Raw genomic sequence first — 19,199 nt, forward strand, 5'->3', positions numbered from 1 at the left:
TTATAGTTTACAATAAATATTATATTTGGTCAATAATAATATATTTGGAGGTCTTTGATGGAAAAAAAAGGCAAAATAACAAGAGAAGAAGCTCTTGAATACCACTCAGGAGCAAGACCAGGTAAAATTGAGGTAGTACCAACTAAACCATGTTACACACAAAGAGAATTATCATTAGCTTACACTCCAGGTGTAGCAATCCCTTGTAAAGAAATTGAAAAAGATCCTAATTTAGCTTTTGAATACACTGCTAAGGGTAATCTTGTTGCTGTAGTATCTAATGGTACTGCGGTTTTGGGGCTTGGAAATATTGGTGCGCTTGCTGGTAAACCAGTCATGGAAGGGAAAGGTGTGTTGTTTAAGAGATTTGCAGATGTTGATGTTTTCGATATAGAAGTAAATTCACAAAACCCTGATGATGTTATAAAAGTCTGCGAACTTTTAGAACCAACCTTTGGCGGGATTAACCTTGAAGATATTAAAGCACCAGATTGTTTCTACATTGAAGAAGAATTAAAAAAGAGATTATCAATACCTGTTTTTCATGATGATCAGCATGGTACTGCTATTATTGCTGCAGCTGCATTAATCAATGCTCTTGAACTTGTTGATAAAAAAATCGAAGAAATAAAGATTGTAATTAACGGTGCAGGAGCTGCAGGAATTGCCATTGGAAAGCTTCTCATTTCACTTGGTGCTAAAAAAGAAAATATTATTATGTGCGACACAAAAGGTGTTATTTATAAAGGTCGCAAAGAAGGAATGAATAAATATAAAGAAGAATTTGCAATAGAAACAGACAAGAGAACATTAGAAGAAGCAATGGATGGTGCTGATGTTTTTATGGGGTTATCTGTTAAAGGTGCTGTTACAAAGAAAATGGTCAAAATGATGTCTAGGAACCCTATTATTATGGCAATGGCTAATCCTGATCCTGAAATCACTCCAGAAGAAGTGGCTGAAGTTAGAGGCGATGCGATTATGGCAACTGGAAGATCGGACTATCCAAACCAAGTTAATAATGTTCTTGGATTTCCATTTATTTTTCGAGGAGCTCTTGATGTTAGGGCAAAAGCCATCAATGAAGAAATGAAACTTGCTGCTGTAAAAGCCTTAGCCGCATTAGCCAAAGAAGATGTACCAGAAAATGTCTGTAAAGCTTATGGTGTTGAAAGAATAGAATTTGGAAAAGATTATATTATACCAAAACCTTTCGACCCAAGAGTGTTAACATGGGTTGCTCCTGCTGTAGCTAAAGCCGCTATGGATTCTGGTGTAGCAAGAAAACCAATAAAAGATTTTGAAAAATACAAAGATTATCTTGAGTCAAGACTTTCCTTTGCAAAAGAATTTACAAGAGAAATCATTCATATAGCAAAACAAACTCCTAAAAGAATTGTAATGCCAGAAGGTGATTTTGAAAAAATACTTCGTGCAGCACAAAAAATTGTTGAAGAAGGGTTTGGAACACCTATTTTACTTGGAGATAAAGCAAACATCCTTTCCCTCGCTGAAAAATATAACATTAACCTAAATGGCTGCGAAATTGTTGAGCCTGCAAAATCTGATAAACTGGACGAATATGCTAAACAGCTCTTTGATATGAGAAAAAGAAAAGGCATGACTTTGGTAGAAGCAAAAAGAAAGTTATCAAAAGTTTATAATTACTATGCTGCTTTAATGGTTTTAAACGGTGAAGCCGATTGTTTACTTACTGGTTATTCAAGAAGTTATGGAGATTCAATAAAACCTCTTCTCGAAACATTATCTCTCCAAAAAGGATACTCAGTTCCTTCAGGTTCATACTTTATGGTATTTAAAAACAAACTAGTGCTCTGTGCAGACACTACCGTTAATATTGATCCAGATGCTGAACAACTTGCTCAAATAGCCATCCAATCAGCTGAAACCTTGGAAAAATTCGGTATCGAACCCAAAATAGCAATGCTTAGCTTTTCAAATTTTGGTAGTGTAAGAATTCCAAGAACTATAAAAGTAGCAGAAGCTATTAAAATCGTTAAAGAAAAATATCCAGAACTTGTTATTGATGGAGATATGCAAGCTGACACTGCTACTTATCCACCTATTGCAGAAGAAGCTTTTCCTTTCTCAGAAATAAAAGGAGATGCTAATATACTTATCTTCCCTAACCTTGAAGCTGGTAATATTGCATACAAACTACTCTACAGACTAGGTAATGGTATCGCAATAGGCCCCATTCTTCAGGGATTTTGCAAATCAGTTCATGTATTACAAAGGGGAAGCGATGTTAACGAAATAGTTAATATGGCAGCAATTGCGGTAGTAGATGCAGAATGGAAAGAAAATAATAAAGATAAAATTTGTTTATAAAAAATAGTCAACTAGTCAAACCATTATATAAAGGGCGCTTTTTAAGCGCCCTTTTCTATTTCTAAACCAATTCTTCTACTATTATGCTTGAAATTATAATTATTTTAATTTATAAAAATATAATATTCAAATTTTTAAGGAGTATTCATATTGAAAAAAGTTGTAATAATCGGAGCAGGTTTTGGTGGACTTAATACAGCTAAGGTTCTCAGTAAAAATAAAAAGTTAAAAATTACTATTATTGACAAAAAAAACCATCACTTATTTCAGCCACTTCTTTATCAAGTTGCCACAGCAGGACTGAATGAATCTGACATAGCCTATCCTATCCGTAGTATTTTCAGAAACTATAAAAATGTCAATGTGTATAAAGAAACAGTTGTTGATTTTGATTTTAACAGCAAAATCGTAATCACAGATTCAAACAAACATAGCTACGATTATCTTATTATATCATGTGGCACCGTCGAAAATTATTTTGGTAAAAACAATTGGGTTAAATATGCTCCGACCTTAAAAAATCTTAGTCATGCACAGCAACTTAGAAATAAAATCTTAAATGCATTTGAATTAGCAGAAAAAACAAATGATGACAATGAAAGAAAAAAATATTTAACATTTGTGATAATAGGTGGTGGCCCCACAGGGGTGGAACTTGCAGGAGCCATAGGTGAAATGACAAGGTTTACTTTAGCGAAAGATTTTAGAAATATTGATCCACGTCTTTCTAGAATTATCCTTATCGAAGCAACCAATAAAATCCTTCCAACATTTGATCATAAACTAATTAATAAAGCAGTAAAAGATCTTGAATCTTTGGGTGTTCAGGTATGGACAAAAAGTATGGTTACAGAAATCGATGATAATGGAGTTCGAATTGGCAACGAAATATTAGAATCTGCAACAATAATCTGGGCTGCAGGAATAAAAGCTAATCCATTAACTGAAAAAATACCAGGTAAAAAAGATAAGATGGGAAGAATCATAGTAAATAAAGATCTTTCACTTGAAAACTATCCAAATGTTTTTGTTATAGGTGACCTTGCTCATTTCGAGCAAAATGGTAAAGTACTACCTGGTATCGCACCTGTTGCCATGCAACAAGGTAAATTTGTAGCAAAACTAATTTTATCTGAAGTTAAAGGTAAAAAAAGAACAACATTTAAATATTTCGATAAAGGTCAGATGGCAACAATAGGTAGAAGTAAAGCCATTGCTGAGATTAAGAATTTAAAATTATCAGGTTTCATAGCATGGGTTACCTGGATTTTGGTACATATTATGTATTTAACTGGATTTAAAAATAGAATATTCGTAATACTTCAATGGGCATGGTCCTACCTCACATTGAAAAAAGGAGCAAGACTTATAATAGACGATTAACAAACTAAAACTCTTTCTTCTCTCCTCGCTTTCTATAATTAACAATTAGCGGAACACCTCTAAATCCAAAACTTTCACGAAGTTGATTAACTATAAATCTTCTATACGAAAAATGAACAGCATCAGGATAATTAACAAAAACAACAAACTCAGGAGGTTTTATTCCAACTTGAGTCATGTAATAAAATTTGACTCTTCTGTTTTTAACAACAGGTGGTTGATGTTTCATCTGTACATCTTCAAGTAGCCTGTTCAATTTCGAAGTTTGAATTCGCATAGTATATTCTTTATATAGCTCATTAATAGCGTCAAAAACCTTATACACATTTTTGCCTGTTACTGCTGAAATAAATAACACAGGGGGAGTATGTAAAAACTTGAATTTCTCTGCTATTTCTCTTCTAAATTTATTACCAAGCTGTTCATCTTTTTCAACAGCATCCCATTTATTTACTGCTATCACTACTGGCCTACCAGATTCATAAGCATCTGCAATCACTTTTACATCTCTTTCAGTAACACCTTGAGTAGCATCAATAAGCCCTACAGCAATATCAGCTCTTTCTATAGCATCATAACTTCTATAATAACCATATTTTTCAATCCTATCTTTAAACATTACAGACTTTTTGCGAAGTCCAGCCGTATCTATAAGAATATATTTTTGTCCTTTATACTCAAAAAAAGTATCTACACTATCTCGTGTCGTTCCTGGAATAGGAGTAACAATTAATCTTTCTTCATTTAACCACTTATTTATTAGACTAGATTTACCTACATTCGGCCTTCCTACTACAACAATCTTTATAATATTTTTTACATCAATTTCATCTTTATCTACAACATACTCAACAACTTTATCTAACAGTTCATCTACATTTTTCCCATGAGTAGCACTAATTGGAATTACTTCTTCAACACCCAAAGAATAAAACTCCCAAATATTACCTTCACTTTTTTCATTATCAATTTTGTTAACCGCTAAAATGAAAGGCTTCTCTTTTTCTCTTAAAATATTACAAACAATTTCATCTAAAGGGTGTACTCCATCCCTTCCATCCACCAAAAAAATAAATAAATCAGATTCATCAAGAGAAGCATAAAACTGTTTTAACATTTCTTTTTTTAAAAGGTCTTCTTTTAAATCATATCCACATGTATCTAAAATCTTAAATTTCTTTCCTTGCCATTCTGCAATATATTCTATCCTGTCTCTAGTAACTCCAGGCACATCATCAACGATTGCAATTCGCTTACCAGCTATTCTATTAAACAAAGTGGATTTTCCTACATTTGGTCGTCCAATTATTCCAACAGTAAACATTAAAACTCCTAAATTAAATCATTTAAAAATCATGATTCCCAATCAATCTTAATATTTCTCTAACCCTCTTCACAACTTCATCTTTACCAAGGTTAACTACTAGCTTATCAAGCTCAGGTCCCTTCGTTAATCCAGAAACACCAATTCTTATAACCATAAAAAGATTTTTCCCTTTAGCACCAGTAGATTTTTGCACACTCTTTACTATAGTTTTATAAATTTTTTCATTTAGTTCATCCACTTTTTCAATCTCTGATAAAAAAGTTCTTAAAACAGGTATTGAGGTATCCTTTACTAGCAATTCTTTTGCTTTTTCATCTAAGATAGTATTGAGTTTAAAATAAACCTCAATATATTGAGCAACATCGGATAGCAACTCTAAATTATCTCTTATAGACTCTATCATATCTGCTAACTTATCAAAATTTTCATTAACATATCTATCAGTTACCAATCCTTCCGATATTAGATATGGCACACATAATTTTGTTAGCTCTTCTTTACTTTTATTTCTAATATATATACCATTCATCCATTTAAGTTTTTCAAAATCAAAAACCGCTGCACTTTTTGATACTCTATCTAGAGAAAATGCTTCTATCAACTCATCTTTTGACAGTATTTCTTTTTCCTCAGGGTGAGACCAGGATAAAAGTGCTAAATAATTAAACAAAGCTTCTGGTAAATATCCTTTTTCCCTAAATTGATTAACACTAGTATCACCATGTCTTTTACTAAGTTTTGAGTGATCAGGACCTAATATCATTGGAATATGAGCAAATTTAGGGACTTTAAAACCTAAAGCATTATAAATTAAAACCTGTTTAGGAGTATTGCTTAAATGGTCATCACCTCTAATTACATGAGTAATTTCCATAAGTGCATCATCTATTACAACAACAAAATTATATACAGGCATCCCATCAGGCCTAACAATAATAAAATCACCAAAAGCATCAGTTTTGAAACTAATTTCTCCTTTAATTATATCACTGATTCGAACTTCTAAATCTTCTACTTTAAAACGAATAGATGCTTTTTTACCTTCTTTTTCAAAAGATTCAATTTCTTGAAGGGTCAAATTACGACATTTTCCATTGTATCTTGGAGGCCTCCCTTCTTTCAACGCTTTTTCTTTCATCTCTTCAAGTTCATCTTTAGAGCAAAAACATTTGTAAGCCTTACCTTCATCAAGTAACTTTTGTATATATTTTTTATATATTTTATAACGTTCAGTTTGTTTATAAGGACCATAATTGCCGCCAATTATCGGCCCCTCATCCCAATCAAGTCCAAGCCATTGTAAATCTTCATAAATAAGTTTCTCACTTTCCAAACTTGATCTTTCAAGATCAGTATCTTCTATTCTTAGAATAAATTTTCCACCTTGATTTCGAGCAAACAAATAATTAAACAGAGCTGTCCTCACATTACCTACATGTATATGACCAGTAGGACTCGGTGCAAATCTTACTCTTACAGACATATTCCCTCCAACTAAATATTGAATATTTATTTTTTTTATAGTAAACTTCTTTAAAGTTTAAGGTTTATTTATTATGAGAAAACACATACTTATAGCAGACACTTCTAAAGTGTCAAGATATGTTTTAGAAAATTACCTGTCTGAAAAGTTTAGAGTAACTTCTGTTTCATCAATATCTGAAGCACTTGAAATAATAAATGATATTCAACCAGATTTAATAATAATGAGTTATGAATTAAGTGATGGCAATGCTTTTCAATTTTGTGAAACACTGAAGGAAAAAAACATTAATATTCCTTTCATTATTATTACTTCTAACAAAGAAGAAATCTCAAAATACGACGCATATGAATATGGTATAATAGAATTTTTAGATAGAGACAATATAGATGAATCCATTGTTGACATTGTTGATGAAATAATCAATTTATACTCAAATATTAATTTATCAGATTCTTATATAGTAGTTGTGGATGACAGCATTACTCAATTAAAATTCATAGAAAACATATTACAACAAACCAACGCAAAATATAAGTTATTTTCTAATCCAGAAAAATTCTTAAAAGAAGTTGAAAAACAAACCCCAGATATATGTATCATTGATATTTTCATGGATAAAATCGATGGTATTGAGCTTACAAAAACCATAAGAAAAAATAAAAAACTTATGAACACCAGAATTATAATACAAACTGGTTCAAGAGAAAGTAGTTTAATTAGAACTCTTATTGTTTTTGGAGCAGATGATTATTTATTAAAACCATACTCTCCTGAGGAGTTAATACTCAGAATCATAAACAACATGAAAATTAAAAAAATTAATGATGAACTTGATGAAATTAATAAAGAACTATTTTTAAAAGCAACTACTGATCCTTTAACAAAACTTTACAATAGAAGATTTATTCTAGAACAGTTAAATATCTTAATTGCAAATTTTAATAGATATCTCACTCCGTTTGCTGTATTAATTTTAGATTTAGATCACTTCAAACACATAAATGACACATATGGACATGATGTAGGGGATGATGTCCTTATTCATTTTTCAGGTATTTTAAGAGCAACATTAAGAAAAACAGATATAATCGGCAGATTTGGTGGTGAAGAATTTTTATGTTTAATCCCAAATGTATCTAATAATTCTATGGCTACGGTCATAAGTAAACTATTACATAACGTTAGAAACCATAAAATTAAAACTAATGAGAGTACAATAACTTTCACGGTAAGCATTGGTTGTTGTATTTTCAACAAAAACTACAAGACTAGTAACGAGATTATAAAATGTGCTGATAAAATGTTATATATGGCTAAAAACAATGGTAGAAACAAAGCTTATTTAAAAATTGATGATGATATAATAGAAATTTCTTAACTTCTCACTAGAAAAGTGAAAACTATGTAATAAAACAATATTATGATTTCCTATCCCTAAATTAGTTTTCGAAGAAAATTTAATTTAATTAATAAAAAATTTTTTACTACTTTTATCCTGTATTTAAAGTAACTTATTGGTAGTATACCTCTTATAGACATAAAAAAATAAATCTCAATCAATACACATCATTATTAAATTTTTATTAAAATTGATTTTGGCTTCCTTTAAAGAGTCTAATAATAAGTTTGGGTTTTCATAAAAATCATTAAAAAATAAAATCTCAGATAACTTAATATATGTGTTAAAAGGTTCATCTTCTGGGTTAGGTATAATTTTTTTCAATGCTTTTAAAATATCACCCTTCTTCAAGAAATCTTTCAAAGTTATAATCCTTTCACACATTTTATTAACATAAAACTTTACCCTCTCTTCAACACTATCTATAAAATCTCTGTGTCCAGGTAGAAGCTGATATTTTTCCTCTAGCTTTTTAATTTTTTGAATCGTTTCGCAAAAATATAGATAATTTTTAAATCTACTATCACTGTTATCAGCATCAATATCAAGAAGAGGTGTTTGAAAAATTCCATTTAAAAATACATCTCCTGTAATAGCCTTATTACCTAATAAATATACAATATCACTTTGGGAATGACCAGGACACCTTAGATATGAAATTTTAAGACTTTCTAAAATATCATCTGCATCTTCTAACACTTGTATGTCACCAGGTACTGGAACTTCTCTTGCAAACATATACAATACACCTATTATCTTTTCAATAGTTGAACTCATCATACCTATCTCTTTTAAAATTCTACTCATGGATTTAATTCTTAAATCCAAATTATAAAGTCTAAATAAATCATATTTTGAGATAAAAATTTCTGCATCACTATTTTCTTTAATATATTTAACAAGACCATAATGATCAGCATGACAATGAGTTATAAAAAGATATTTTAACCTATTCAAATCTATTGATTGCTTTAAAAACTCTTTTGCATGGTTAGTATTTGGACCAGTATCAAAAAGAACAATAAAATCATTATATTCTTCAACATAAAAATGAACAGGACCTACAGGATAAGGAGTATCTACAGTATATTTCTTAACCACCACACCTCCTAATTTATAAAAGAGGGACTATTTAAGCCCCTCTTAAAAAATGTATTTTTCCAATTCAATTGCTGTATCAGCAAGCAACCTTTTTGATTGCAATAATCCAGTTGCATTGTATTTTGTAAATCTTCTAATACCACTCAAAATCATCATAAGATTGTCACCTTCTTCAATATAAAAAGCAGCCTTCCTAGCAGCTTTTGCAATAACTTCAACTGCATCAAATGTAAATACCTTTACAGCAGCTTCCATCAATTTTGCTTTTTTATCACTAACTCTTTCAATATTCTTTTCAGCCCTAAGCATAGCACTTTCTATTGCAAATATCTGAATTGCAATATCAGCAAGTGTGAGTAAAACTTCTTGTTCATTAACAATCTTATCCATATACTTTTGCACAGCAGCACCTGCAATTACAAGATAAAGAGTTTTTAAATTATTTAATGTATATTTTTCTTGAGCAAAAGGAACAGTTTCATCGATTTCATCAAAAGAAGGAGTCATTAAAGCATCTACCGCTTTCATTGCTTCTTGTTGTAATGGAATTTCACCTTTCATAGCTCTCTTAAGCATCATACCAGGGATAAGCAACCTGTTAATCTCATTGGTACCTTCAAATATTCTATTTATTCTTTCATCTCTATAAAATCTTTCTGCAGGATACTCTTGAATAAATCCGTAACCACCATATATTTGAACTACTTCATCCACAACCTTTGCAAGAACTTCACTACAGAATACCTTAGAGATAGAACATTCAATAGCATACTCTTCTATACATTTTTGATAAAGATCATAATAATTTTCTGCTGATTTATCTATTGTCGCTAACTTATCATCAAGTAATCCAGCAAGCCTGTAGATAAGAGATTCAGAAGCATATGTATGTGCAACTAAATCAGCAATTTTTTCTTTTATAGCACCAAAACTGCTTATTTGTTTACCAAACTGTTTCCTTTCGTTAGCATATTTTATACCTTCAACAAGTGCATATTTAGCAGCACCTGTTACCGCTGCACCTAATTTAAATCTTCCAACATTTAAAATATTAAAAGCAATTTTATGCCCCTTACCTATTTCTCCTAACACGTTTTCAACTGGAACCTTACAATTATTTAAAATCACCTGTCTTGTAGAAGAACCTTTGATACCCATCTTTTTTTCTTCTGGGCCAAGCTCAACACCTTCAAAAGTTCTTTCAACTAAAAACGCAGTAAAATGTTCTTTATCTACTTTTGCAAAAACTGTAAAAAGATCAGCAAATCCGGCATTTGTTATAAACTGCTTTGTACCATTTAATATATAATATTTTCCATCCTCACTAAGTGTAGCTGTTGCCTTTGCACCTAGCGCATCACTACCTGAGCCAGGTTCAGTTAAACAGTAAGCAGCAATCCATTCACCTGTAATAATTTTTTCAAGATATTTTTCTTTTTGCTCTTTTGTGCCATAATAAACAAGCGGTAAGGTACCAATACCTGTATGTGCTGAATAGGCTACAGAGAAAGAACCAGCAGGAGCAATTTTTTCAGCAACTAACATACTTGTGGCCTTATCCAAATCCAAACCACCATACTCTTCAGGTGCGTCAATCATCAATAGTCCAAGTTCTCCACATTTTTTCATATGTTTCACAACTTTCTCAAAATCTTGATTATCAATATCTTCAATATCTGGAAGCACTTCATTCAACACAAATTGCTCTGTAGTTTCAGCAATTTGCTTCTGTTCATCTGTAAAATCTTCTGGCGTAAAAACATCATCTTTTGCTACATCAGCAATTAAATATTCAGCACCTTTCAATAATTTTTTCTCCATTTCACACTCCTCAAATATTTATTTTTCAATTCATATTTAAAAATTATCATTATTTAATTATTTCAAAAATACCAGCTGCACCCATACCACCACCAATACACATTGAAACCATACCATATTTAACATCCCTTCTATGCATTTCATGAAGCAAAGTTGCTGTCAATTTTGCTCCAGTACAACCAAGAGGGTGACCAAGCGCAATAGCACCACCATTTACATTCACAATATCTTTGTTTAAACCAAGTTCTTTAATAACCGCTAAAGACTGAGCTGCAAAAGCTTCATTTAATTCTATCAATCCAATATCCTCTAATTGAAGACCTGCTAGTTTAAGAGCAGCAGGTATTGCAGCAACAGGTCCTATCCCCATAATCTCAGGGGCAACACCTTTGGCTGCAAAGGCTACAAATCTTGCAATCGGTTTAAGACCATGCTTTTTCAAATAATCTTCACTTACCACCAATACAGCAGCAGCACCATCAGTCATTTGAGAAGAATTACCAGCTGTCACTGAGCCATTTGCTCTAAAAACAGGTTTTAATTTAGCAAGTCCTTCAATAGTAGTATCAGGCCTAACACCATCATCCACTTCAACAACTTCTTTAATTTTATTAACTTTATTTTTATCATCTATACTTGTATGTTCAACCTCAACAGGGATTATTTCATCTTTAAACTTCTCATTTTTAATAGCTGCAGCAGCCTTCATATGGCTGTTATATGCAAATTCGTCCTGCTCTTCCCTCGAAATTTTATATTTTTCAGCTACAAGTTCAGCAGTAATCCCCATTGATGCATATGTTTCAGGCCAACTTGCTACAAGATCTGGATTTGCACTATATTTATTACCACCCATTGGCACCATAGTCATAGATTCTGTTCCTCCAGCAATTATACAATCCGCAAAACCAGCCATTATCCTTTCAGCTGCTAATGCTATCGTCTGCAAACCACTTGAACAAAACCTATTAACTGTCATAGCAGGTACTTCAATTGGGAGGCCAGCCTTGAAAGACGCAACTCTAGCCACATTCATACCCTGCTCACCTTCAGGAAATGCACATCCTATAATTACATCTTCAACGTCTGCAGAGTTAATACCAGTCTTTTCCACTAGCCCTTTAATAGCTACAGCAGCTAAATCATCTGGTCTCATATCTTTAAATTTACCTTTTTTTGCTTTACACCCTGGTGTTCTATAGGCAGCTAAAATATATGCTTTTCTCATTTTAAAATCCTCCATTATCTATTTTATAAGTTTAGTTTCTTAATGGCTTACCTTTTTTCAACATATGCTGGATTCTCTCTATTGTTTTCTTCTGCGAACAAAGCTTCACAAATGCATCTCTTTCGAGTTTTAACAAATATTCTTCTGTAATAAGAGTTCCAGCATTCACATCACCACCAGTAATCACATCAGCAATAACACTCCCAAGATATTCTTCATATTCAGTAATAAAGTTACCTTTCTTCATATTCCAAAGTTGCGTTTTAATACTTGCAGCAACACTTCTGCCTGGCGCTTTTAAATTAGTAAGCGGTTTTTTAGGCCTATAGTTTTGAGCCAAATCAAGTACCTTCATTTTTGCATCATAAATGAGGTTATCTATATTCATTACAATAGCATCACCATCAGAAAGATAACCAAGATTATAAAGTTCGTAAGCTCCCATAGAAACCTTAGCCATTGCAATGTTCATAAAGTTTTTGAAAACAAATGGTGAAACATCCGTATTATATTTTTCTGCTAATTTTATAGCACGAATAGCCATCTCTTTCGTACCACCACCTGCAGGAAGTAAACCAACTCCAATTTCAACTAATCCCATATATGTTTCAGCATGGGCTACCCTGGCATCTGCATGTAAACAAAACTCACAACCACCACCAAGAGCCATTTGAAACGGAGCTGCTACTACAGGTATTTTAGAATATTTTATTGTCATCGCAGTGTCTTGGAAAGCTTTTACCATCATATGAATATCATCAAATGCACCTTCAGCTATAGCTACAGCAAGCATTGCAAGATTTGCGCCAACACTAAAAGCTTTCCCTTGGTTAGCAATCACAAGTCCCACACCATTTTCTTCAACATATTTGATAGCCTTTTTAGTCATAGAAAGGATATCGCCACTAATAGAGTTCATTTTAGAATGGAATTCTAGACAGTAAACACCATCACCAAGATCAATAAGAGACGCACCTTTATTAGAATCTACAATTTTACCAGCATTTTTAAGAAGAGATAAATTGATTGTTTTCTCATCAACAGGTACTTCTTTGTAATCTCCAGTTAAAATATCATAATAATATTTTTTGCCGTTTTCAACTTTGTAAAACTTCTCTATTTTTTTCAGTTTCTCAGGAATCTGTTTACCTTCTTTCTCTGCCCTTTCTACAAAATATTTAACACCAATGGCATCAAACACCTCAAATGGACCCAGCTCCCAATTATACCCCCATTTCATTGCATTATCAACATTCACTATATCATCAGCAATTTCAGGAATTCTGTTAAAGGTATAAATTAAAGAATCCCTCAATAATCTCCAGGCAAACTCGGCAGCCTTATCTTTACCAGTAACTACAGTTTTAATTCTTGTTGCCACATCATCAATCTGTTTTGCCGTTTGTGTAGATGGAAACTTTGGTTTAGTAGCTTCTTTATACTCACCAATTTTATAATCATAAAAGTATGTTTTTCTGCCTTCTGCTGTTTTTTCTTTTTTATAAAACCCTTGTTTTGCCTTGTTTCCAAGTAAACCTTTTTCAACCATTTTAGATAAAAATTCAGGAACCTTATAAATTTCTCTTTCTTCATCATCTTTCAACAAAGAGTATGAGTTATTACCAATATGAACAATAGTATCTATACCTACAAGATCAGCCAATCTAAAGATAGCTGTTTTCGGCATACCAATAGCAGGACCAGCAGCTACATCTGCTTCTTCCACAGTCATATTCAAATCATTCAAATGTTTAAATGCAGAATAAATTACGTAAACGCCAATTCTGTTACCTATAAAATTAGGAGTATCTTTGGCATAAACTATACCTTTACCTAAACGTTTACTGATAAAGTCAGCCATAAATTTAACAACACCTGGATCAGTGTACTTGGAAGGAACGATTTCCATCAATCTCATATATCTTGGCGGATTAAAAAAGTGCGTTACTAAAAAGTTCTTTTTAATTTCATCAGGAAGCACTTCTGCCATTTCATTTACAGAAAGCCCACTTGTATTAGTGGATAATATTGCACCTTTTTTAAAATTTGGTACTACTTTCTCTGTTAATAACTTTTTCTTAATATCCATATTTTCAACAACAACCTCAATAACCCAATCACAATCTGAAATTTTATGCATATCATCTTCAAAATTTCCCACATCAATCTGATTTGCAAACTCTTTCAAATAAAATGCTGCAGGCTTAATCTTTTTCACATTTTCAAGCCCGTTTCTAGCAATCCTGTCTCTAACAACCTTATCATTTAAAGTTAATCCTTTAGCCTTCTCTTCTTCTGTCAACTCTCTTGGTACAATATCTAAAAGAACAACATCAACACCTGCATTGGCTAAATGTGCAGCAATTGTGGCACCCATAACTCCTGCGCCTAAAACAGCAGCCTTATTAATTTGCCTCATCACTTCCTCCTGATTTAACATTCATTTATTTACAAACCATTTTATAGCACAATTGTACTTTACGTGCAAGTAAAACAATTGCCATTATTTTCATATAAACATTCTATTTTATCTTTATACTTTTCGTAAATTACTCTTCTTTTCAACTTTAATGTCGGAGTAAGTTCTCCACCCTCTATAGTAAAATCTACAGGGACAAGAGAAAACTTTTTAATAGTCTCAAACTTTGCAAACTTTTTGTTAATCTCTTCAACTCTCTCTTCATATAATTTCAAAACCTTCTCATGAGCAACAAGATCATTCATATCAAAATACTCTATATGGTGTTCTTTAGCAAATTCCACCAGTCTTTCAAAGTTTGGAACAAGCAATGCAACTAAATATGGTTTTTTATCACCATATACAAAAGCCTGAGAAATATATTTATCGAGTTTTAATTCATTCTCTATTGGTTGAGGTGCAATGTTTTTACCACCAGCAGTTATAATAAGCTCTTTTTTTCTATCTACAATATAAACAAACCCATTTTCATCTATTTTACCGATATCTCCAGTTTTAAACCAACCATCTTTAAAGACCTCTTTTGTTGCCTCTTCATTTTTATAATACCCTTTCATAATAACTGGACCTTTCAGCAATAACTCTCCATCATCAGCTAACTTAGCATAACAATTATCAAACATCGTCCCCACAGAACCAAATCGAACCTGCTTCAAAGTATTAATACAGATTCCTGGACTTGTTTCTGTAAGCCCGTATCCTTCAAGAATCGGCATCCCAATCACCCAAAAGAACTCATTAATTGTTTTATCAAGCGGAGCACCACCAGAAACAAAAGCTTTAACCCTACCACCAAATCGCTCCCTAATCTTTGAAAAAATTAATTTATCAAAAATTTTATATTTAAATCCTAAAAAACCTGTATTTTCTCCCTTTAAGTATTTCTTTTCTATATAAATTTTACCTACTTCAATCGCCTTGTGAAAAAGCGTCTTTTTTAACCCACTCATAGCATGCACGTTTTCATATATTCTAGAATACATTTTCTCAAAAAGCCTAGGTACACTTACCATACACGTTGGCTTAACTTCTAAAATATTTTCAGGAACTTTATCTATACTTTCAGCAAAAACTATCTGAGCACCCACATATACAGGAATATAGTACCCTACTGCTCTTTCGAGAGCATGACTCAAAGGCAAAAAACTTAAAAAAATATCATTAGGCTCTAACATATCAACTTTTCGTGCACCTAAAATTATCTCAGACACAAGGTTATAATGTGTAAGCATAACACCTTTAGGCACGCCAGTAGTTCCTGAAGTATATATCAGCGTTGCAGTATCATCTGGGCTAATAGATTCTATAATTTTTTCTATTTCTTTCTTTTCATCATCACCTAAGGGAACAGAAATTTCAGCTAACTGAAGATGTGTATTAACAGGAAATCCTTTATGCCCTAAAAACCTATCAAAAGATATTATGTGTTCTATATGCGGAATCTCATCTTTTATTTCCAATAACTTTTCATATTGAAACCTATTTGAAATAAATATTACCTTTGACTCTGAATGATTTAAAACATATTTCACTTGTTCTGGTGTATTTGTAGCATAAATTGGTACTGTAACTGCTCCTGCAGAAAGAATACCCATATCAGCAATAACCCATCCTGGGCGATTTTCAGAAAGAATAGCTACTTTATCACCAGGTTTAATTCCAAGTTTTCTTAAACCACGAGCAACCATCAACGCAAGCTCATAAAATCTTGCATAACTAACATCAACAAACTTTCCACCCTTCTTATAACCAAGTGCTGGTTTATCAGAAAATTTTTCAGCATTATGTTTTAAAATCTGCGGAACCGATTTAAATGGCCATTTTTCCATAATTCCTCCCATTGAATAACTATTCATTAGATACATAAACTCATTTAACGTTAATGTCAAGTGTTTTAAAATACCATTTTAATTTAACTGCGCTTAAGATTCATAACAACAGTACTTTTAACACCCCAACAATCAAAACAACTATTCACTAAACAAAGATCATATCATTAATCACCTTACCAACAAAATAATAAATCATTATTAACCGCGAAAAAACAATTTAACATATTATTCAAACTTTTATTAAACTTTATCTTAGTAAAACCTATTTTTGTATTTTTAACACATTTCACACCCACCTTTTTCTTTATCTAACCGACAGTTATACTTATAACAAAACAAAAATTGTTTAAAAAAATATTATTTTCAATTGACTATTCAATAATAATATAATAATGTTTGTATATAAAACACTTAAAGGAGGTTTTATGAAAAAGTATTTTATAATCTTACTTCTATTAGTCTTTTCAATCTCGTTTTCCTATGCAGGAAATGTTGATACTTTCGGTATTGGTTCAAAAGCCACAGCTCTAGGTGGTGCCTTTTCAGCTTACGCTGACGATCCATTTGCCGCTTACTACAACCCAGCTGGTCTTGTACAAATGAAAAGTTTTACAGCAAGTGCAGGTGTACACATTTTAAACCCCAATTTAAAAATTTATGATTACTCTGCAACAGACGGTGTAGGTAATAATGTATCTCCATATGGGCAAGATTTTGGTGATAAATCACCTACATTAATTGTACCACATATCGGTTTTGCAACGCCTATTAACGATAGGATTGCCTTTGGTTTGGCTGCTTATGTACCATATGGACTTCATGTTAAATGGGAAGATAATCCAGCACAAAATGCTGGTGCATACAACTCATATGAATCATACTATTACAGATTGGTAGTTTCTCCTACCATTGCTTATAAGGTAAATGACAAATTCTCAATAGGTTTTGGCATATCTGTTGGTAGAAGTGAAAGTGGTGTATATAGAAGAATATATAATGACGCAACAATAAATACTTTAAATAATTTAATAACAACATACTCAATTAATTGTAATAGTAACCCAACAAATATATATTGCCAAAAATTAGCCGTAGCACAAGCAACTAACGGGAAAAAAATTGAAACAGACGTGACAGACAGTGTAAACTGGTCATATAATGTAGGTATTATGTACAAACCTATGGATCAACTGACACTCGGCCTTACCTACAGAAGTAGAACTCACACAAAATTTAAAGGTGAAACTGAAATAAAAGGGTTGGACCCAATAACTGAAACAACTTTAAATAAAGCAAGAGTTTATACCAGCGTAGATGTTAACTTTTCGGTTGACCACCCAGAGCAAATTCAGCTTGGTATTAGATATCAACCTCATAAAAGAGTTTCTATTGAAGCAGATGTGGTTTGGACAAATTGGAGTATCATAGATCAATACACAGCTAATTTTGAAGATCCTCTCCTCAGTTCTACGGAAAAAGAAACATTTCCAAGAAAATGGGAGGATACAAAACAAGTTAGAGTAGGTATAGAATGGATGGTCACAGATTTGTTGACTCTTAGAGCTGGTTATTTCTATGATCCATCTCCAATCCCTGATGATACATTTGATCTAGTTTGGCCTGATGCTGATAAAAAGGTCTACTCACTTGGTGCCGGTTTAAATTTTGGAAGACTCAGTATTGATTTAGTACTACAATATATTGTTGCTGAATATCAAAGACAAATTGGTGGTGAAAGTGAAAATTTAAATGATACATATGCTGATGATGTAACGGGGAATGAAGGTGAAGTTTCAATGAAAGCTGATGGTAACCTGTGGGGTTATGGTGTCACACTAAATTATAAATTTTAATTCGTAAGCGGCTCGAATGAGCCGCTTTTTTTATTTGATTTCATTTATTTTTTCTAATATAAAATCAATATGATTGACTTGCATATGCATTCCACATATTCTGACGGCACATTAACACCCCAAGAATTACTAAATTATGCAAAAGAAAAAAAATTGAAAGCCATTGCACTTACCGATCACGATACTGTGAATGGTATTGAATCTTTTTTATCAGTAGAAACAGATATTTTGCAAATCTCAGGTGTTGAAATAAGTATCGATTTTGATCCAGGAACCTTTCACTTAGTTGGCCTTTTTATCAATCACAACGACAAAAACCTAAAAACAAAACTTGAAAAACTAAAAAAATACAGACGTAAAAGAAACATTAAACTAGTTGAATTAATAAAAAATCATTTCGGAATTGAAATATCACTATCGGATCTGCAAAAAGATATAGATGGTGAAATTGGAAGACCTCACATTGCAAAATTCCTAATAGACCAAGGTATCGTATCCTCTACTCAAGAAGCCTTTGACAAATATTTAGGTAAAGGTAAACCTCTTTACATAGCTAAAAAAAGGTATTCGGCCATCGAAGGAATAGACATGATTAAAAAAGCAGGTGGTATCTCAATTATTGCTCACCCTATCACTCTTGATTTAGAAAATGAACAATTCGATAAATTTACAAAAGAGTTAATAGAATATGGATTGGGTGGTATAGAAGTTTTCTGCTCACTTCATACAAAAAATGATAGCAAATTTTATCTTGAAATTGCTAAAAAATATAATCTATTCATTTCAGCAGGAAGCGATTTTCACGGATTAAATAAAACTGATGTTGATCTTGGAATAACAAACTGTCCTGAAAAATACCAAAAAACAATTTACACTAATCTGTTAACATACTACGAAAAAAAAACAAAAATAATCCTCTCATAAACTTCTACCAACTC

The 19,199-nt window shown here is 32.1% G+C and carries 12 protein-coding genes; 5 read left to right on the top strand and 7 right to left on the bottom strand.

Annotation, left to right across the window (positions count from 1 at the left end):
* The first annotated feature begins 57 nt into the window (after positions 1–57).
* Complete coding sequence (locus OWK30_RS01230; protein WP_423322797.1) at positions 58–2,352, top strand: NADP-dependent malic enzyme; 2,295 nt, start codon at positions 58–60, stop codon at positions 2,350–2,352.
* Positions 2,353–2,502: 150 nt separating this feature from the next.
* A complete protein-coding gene (locus OWK30_RS01235; RefSeq protein ID WP_423322799.1) occupies positions 2,503–3,735 on the top strand; it encodes an NAD(P)/FAD-dependent oxidoreductase in 1,233 nt (410 codons plus the stop codon).
* Positions 3,736–3,739: 4 nt separating this feature from the next.
* On the opposite strand, the gene der is transcribed toward OWK30_RS01235, so the two are convergent.
* Complete coding sequence (gene der / locus OWK30_RS01240) at positions 3,740–5,059, bottom strand: ribosome biogenesis GTPase Der (protein WP_423322801.1); 1,320 nt, start codon at positions 5,057–5,059, stop codon at positions 3,740–3,742.
* 22 nt (positions 5,060–5,081) lie between these two features.
* A complete protein-coding gene (gene gltX / locus OWK30_RS01245; protein WP_423322803.1) occupies positions 5,082–6,545 on the bottom strand; it encodes a glutamate--tRNA ligase in 1,464 nt (487 codons plus the stop codon).
* A gap of 73 nt (positions 6,546–6,618) precedes the next feature.
* Here gltX and OWK30_RS01250 point away from each other — a divergent pair, with 73 nt between their 5' ends.
* Positions 6,619–7,926 (top strand): diguanylate cyclase, encoded by a 1,308-nt coding sequence (locus OWK30_RS01250; RefSeq protein ID WP_423322805.1) that lies wholly within the window; start codon positions 6,619–6,621, stop codon positions 7,924–7,926.
* A 174-nt stretch (positions 7,927–8,100) separates the two neighbouring features.
* Here the strand turns inward: OWK30_RS01250 and OWK30_RS01255 are convergent, their stop codons facing one another.
* The 5 genes from OWK30_RS01255 to OWK30_RS01275 are packed head-to-tail and all read right to left on the bottom strand — an operon-like array spanning position 8,101 to position 16,405.
* Entirely contained in the window at positions 8,101–9,048 is a 948-nt protein-coding gene (locus OWK30_RS01255) for an MBL fold metallo-hydrolase (protein ID WP_423322807.1), read from the bottom strand.
* Between the two features lie 42 nt (positions 9,049–9,090).
* Positions 9,091–10,869, bottom strand: coding sequence for an acyl-CoA dehydrogenase family protein (locus OWK30_RS01260; RefSeq protein WP_423322809.1), 1,779 nt, complete (start codon positions 10,867–10,869; stop codon positions 9,091–9,093).
* A 49-nt stretch (positions 10,870–10,918) separates the two neighbouring features.
* Positions 10,919–12,097, bottom strand: a complete 1,179-nt coding sequence (locus tag OWK30_RS01265) for a thiolase family protein (RefSeq protein WP_423322811.1) — start codon at positions 12,095–12,097, stop codon at positions 10,919–10,921.
* A 31-nt stretch (positions 12,098–12,128) separates the two neighbouring features.
* Positions 12,129–14,516, bottom strand: a complete 2,388-nt coding sequence (locus OWK30_RS01270; protein WP_423322813.1) for a 3-hydroxyacyl-CoA dehydrogenase/enoyl-CoA hydratase family protein — start codon at positions 14,514–14,516, stop codon at positions 12,129–12,131.
* A gap of 59 nt (positions 14,517–14,575) precedes the next feature.
* Complete coding sequence (locus tag OWK30_RS01275) at positions 14,576–16,405, bottom strand: AMP-dependent synthetase/ligase (protein ID WP_423322815.1); 1,830 nt, start codon at positions 16,403–16,405, stop codon at positions 14,576–14,578.
* A 428-nt stretch (positions 16,406–16,833) separates the two neighbouring features.
* Here OWK30_RS01275 and OWK30_RS01280 point away from each other — a divergent pair, with 428 nt between their 5' ends.
* Positions 16,834–18,261 (top strand): OmpP1/FadL family transporter, encoded by a 1,428-nt coding sequence (locus OWK30_RS01280; RefSeq protein WP_423322816.1) that lies wholly within the window; start codon positions 16,834–16,836, stop codon positions 18,259–18,261.
* A 69-nt stretch (positions 18,262–18,330) separates the two neighbouring features.
* Positions 18,331–19,185, top strand: coding sequence for a PHP domain-containing protein (locus OWK30_RS01285; protein WP_423322818.1), 855 nt, complete (start codon positions 18,331–18,333; stop codon positions 19,183–19,185).
* Positions 19,186–19,199: the final 14 nt, after the last annotated feature.

The sequence above is a fragment of the Deferribacter abyssi genome (assembly GCF_049472655.1).
Taxonomy (GTDB): domain Bacteria; phylum Chrysiogenota; class Deferribacteres; order Deferribacterales; family Deferribacteraceae; genus Deferribacter; species Deferribacter abyssi.

Bases quoted from the DNA above. Each gene is read 5' to 3' on its own strand.
- OWK30_RS01230 (WP_423322797.1), top strand. From the start codon at position 58: ATGGAAAAAAAAGGCAAAATAACAAGAGAAGAAGCTCTTGAATACCAC.
- der (WP_423322801.1), bottom strand. From the start codon at position 5,059: ATGTTTACTGTTGGAATAATTGGACGACCAAATGTAGGAAAATCCACT.
- gltX (WP_423322803.1), bottom strand. From the start codon at position 6,545: ATGTCTGTAAGAGTAAGATTTGCACCGAGTCCTACTGGTCATATACAT.
- OWK30_RS01250 (WP_423322805.1), top strand. From the start codon at position 6,619: ATGAGAAAACACATACTTATAGCAGACACTTCTAAAGTGTCAAGATAT.
- OWK30_RS01260 (WP_423322809.1), bottom strand. From the start codon at position 10,869: ATGGAGAAAAAATTATTGAAAGGTGCTGAATATTTAATTGCTGATGTA.
- OWK30_RS01265 (WP_423322811.1), bottom strand. From the start codon at position 12,097: ATGAGAAAAGCATATATTTTAGCTGCCTATAGAACACCAGGGTGTAAA.
- OWK30_RS01270 (WP_423322813.1), bottom strand. From the start codon at position 14,516: ATGAGGCAAATTAATAAGGCTGCTGTTTTAGGCGCAGGAGTTATGGGT.
- OWK30_RS01275 (WP_423322815.1), bottom strand. From the start codon at position 16,405: ATGGAAAAATGGCCATTTAAATCGGTTCCGCAGATTTTAAAACATAAT.
- OWK30_RS01280 (WP_423322816.1), top strand. From the start codon at position 16,834: ATGAAAAAGTATTTTATAATCTTACTTCTATTAGTCTTTTCAATCTCG.
- OWK30_RS01285 (WP_423322818.1), top strand. From the start codon at position 18,331: ATGATTGACTTGCATATGCATTCCACATATTCTGACGGCACATTAACA.